This is a genomic window from Enterococcus sp. S183_ASV_20 (genome assembly GCF_018919685.1).
In the GTDB taxonomy this organism is placed as follows: domain Bacteria; phylum Bacillota; class Bacilli; order Lactobacillales; family Enterococcaceae; genus Enterococcus; species Enterococcus faecalis.
This window is the reverse complement of sequence record NZ_JAHLRI010000116.1, coordinates 1-2,527: the sequence shown is the minus strand read 5'-3', so window position 1 is coordinate 2,527 and position 2,527 is coordinate 1. Positions and strand designations below refer to the sequence as shown.

Below are 2,527 nucleotides of genomic sequence, written 5' to 3'. Positions count from 1 at the left end.
GAATCTGAAAGAATAAGAATCAAAGAAAGACAAAGGCAAGGAATAGAAATAGCGAAAAAAGAAGGACGTTTTAGAGGTGGAAAACCAAAATATAAAAAAGATGATCCTAAACTACAACACGCCTTCAAATTATATTTAAATGGAGAAACAGAAAATAATATTGAAAAAATAACAGGGATTAATAGAAGGACGTTTCGCAGATATAGAGAGAGATACGGAATTGAACGCTCTTAAAAGGCGTTTAATTTTTTAATAAATGATACTTTAAAGTATCAAAAGGAGTAACACAAATGAGAAACTTAACGATATTATCAGAAAAACCGTCACAAGCAGCTGCATACGCTTCAGCTTTCGAACAATCAACTAGAAAAAAAGGCTTTTATGAGGTTAAAGATCCAATTTTTGAAGGAAACGTTTATATAGGGGTAGCGTCAGGGAAATGCGGATTTACAACGGTAAGCATTTGATACAAGTCTTATGAGACAGTCAGAAGTCATTTAAAACGCTAATTTCATTATGTCTCAATAAACTCTACTCTATTGGAATTGTGAAGTGATACACTTAAACTAACGTACGCAGGTTTGTTGAATAAGGACTTCAAAAAATACCCTTAATTAAGCTAAAAAGTCCTTCTCTTTATTAAGAAGGACTTTTTTATGTGTTATTCCATTGTCTCATTCATTGTAATAGTTTCGCTTGCTTCATGACCAGATTCTCCATGTCCTGGTCCAAACAAATTCAATATTACAACTCCTACAAGAATCAGTGTTATTCCTGCAATGCTAGCCATGTTAAGTTTTTCCTTCCAAACTAAAACTGAAATTACTGTAGTCAAAACAAGTCCTAAACCTGCCCATAATGCATATGCAGTGTTTAAGGAGATTGTTTTTAGCGACAAGGATAAAAAGAAAAAACAACCAACGAAAGCTATTATTACCCCTATTGTAGGATAGAGTTTTGAAAAGCCTTCAGATGCTTTTAATAGGGAAGAGCCAATAATCTCCCCCACTATTGCAAGTGCTAAATATAGATATGACATTATTCGTCCTCCTGAATCATGTTTATTAGTTCATCAAAAACTTGTGTTTTTAGTTCTTCATTTAATGGTGCCATTCCAAATATTTCTGAAAACCAAAGACCATCTATGGATAATCTTGTAATTGTTATTTTGACAGGATCAATTCCATCAGTTATTAACTTTGTATGCAAAATATCGTATCTCTGCCGGAATTCATCTAATAAATCTGGATTAATAAACATAGCAGCCATTAGTGCGGAATTTAGATTATTGTTTTCTAAATCGGAAAATGTAGATTTAAGATAAGCCCTATTCCATTTTCCTATTGCGTTATCATCGTCGTTATTAACTAACGTATTAATGCATTCGAAATAATTATTTGTCCAATCTTCCACCATTCCTTTAATTAATGCTTCCTTGCTAGGAAAATGGTATAATAATCCACCTTTACTCACGCCAGCTCTTTGGGCGACTGCCTCTAATGTGAGTTTGACAACTCCTTCTTCTTTTACAATTTCAGATGCAGCAATCAATATATTTTTTTTCTTATTAGCATGCTTTGAAATAGACATAATAACCTCCATAACTTAGATACATATAATATACCGTTTGGACGGTTTTTTGTCAATCGAATTAAAGCTCTTATTTAATATCACTCTTTCACATAAAAATAATCCAATAAATTAATCTAAAGATTGTGAAGAAATGTACTTAAAGTAAAGGGAGCTTTAGTTCAACAGTCGATTTCTTAAAATCGGCTTTATTTATGGGTGAAAATTACATTACCGTTGTAAATCCGCATTTTCAGGACTCTACCCCATAACGTATGGTTTCGGACATTTAGTTGAATTAGCACCACCAAATCATTATGACGAAAAATGGAGTAAATGGAGTTTAGAAACACTACCTATTTTTCCAGAAAAATATGATTTCCAAGTAGCAAAAGATAAGAAAGAACAATTTAATATTGTGTCGGATCTATTAAGAAAATCGGACACGATTATCATAGCAACAGATAGCGACAGAGAAGGTGAAAATAGTGCGACATGTTTCTAGTTGAAAAGACTAGGCACACTAACGGCTTAACAGACGTTAGTGGAGAACTTTCAGTTTGAGAGGTGGAATGATAGGGTAACGCCTTGAAACGCCTCCCTTAATACTCCGACATGCTATTTCTTACGTGTTAAAAGAAATGGTATGAAGCTCGGTGAAGTCGGCAGAAGGATACCGTAAGCAGAAATGATAAACATTGGTCTGCACGAAAATTTCCTAGAGGTAGGAACTGTATCTAATATGCCGGAGGTCGCAAAAAGTATAGTATGGTGAGAATGTGTGTAAAAGCACTGACGAACTGGCGAATGTACTGTCCTAAACGCCTAAGGCACAGAAATGTGTCGGGTAGAACATGATTGAAGAAATCATGTCACTCTACGGTATCATGCGGTGGAGTAAGAATTGTTTTTATGAAACTCCGTGAAGTGTTATAGGCACTTGAAGTGATACAGGGCA

Annotated in this window: 3 protein-coding genes and 2 pseudogenes; 3 read left to right on the top strand and 2 right to left on the bottom strand. The window is 34.4% G+C overall.

The features are described from left to right. Both KQI94_RS15750 and KQI94_RS15745 read left to right on the top strand, forming a co-directional pair. Positions 1–234 (top strand): annotated as a pseudogene (locus KQI94_RS15750) (recombinase family protein); the annotation flags it as partial. 56 nt (positions 235–290) lie between these two features. Further along, positions 291–467 carry a hypothetical protein gene (locus tag KQI94_RS15745; RefSeq protein WP_162781500.1) on the top strand — a complete coding sequence of 59 codons (177 nt, stop codon included), beginning with the start codon at positions 291–293 and terminating at the stop codon, positions 465–467. Positions 468–661: 194 nt separating this feature from the next. On the opposite strand, the gene qacH is transcribed toward KQI94_RS15745, so the two are convergent. Further along, positions 662–1,039 carry a quaternary ammonium compound efflux SMR transporter QacH gene (qacH, locus tag KQI94_RS15740; RefSeq protein ID WP_031645734.1) on the bottom strand — a complete coding sequence of 126 codons (378 nt, stop codon included), beginning with the start codon at positions 1,037–1,039 and terminating at the stop codon, positions 662–664. Then, positions 1,039–1,590 carry a TetR/AcrR family transcriptional regulator gene (locus KQI94_RS15735; RefSeq protein WP_000028029.1) on the bottom strand — a complete coding sequence of 184 codons (552 nt, stop codon included), beginning with the start codon at positions 1,588–1,590 and terminating at the stop codon, positions 1,039–1,041. Before KQI94_RS15735 ends, qacH begins: the two co-directional genes overlap by 1 nt. Positions 1,591–1,784: 194 nt before the next feature. On the opposite strand from KQI94_RS15735, the pseudogene KQI94_RS15730 reads away from it, so the two are divergent. After that, positions 1,785–2,056: pseudogene (locus KQI94_RS15730) on the top strand (toprim domain-containing protein); the annotation flags it as partial. Positions 2,057–2,527 lie beyond the last annotated feature (471 nt).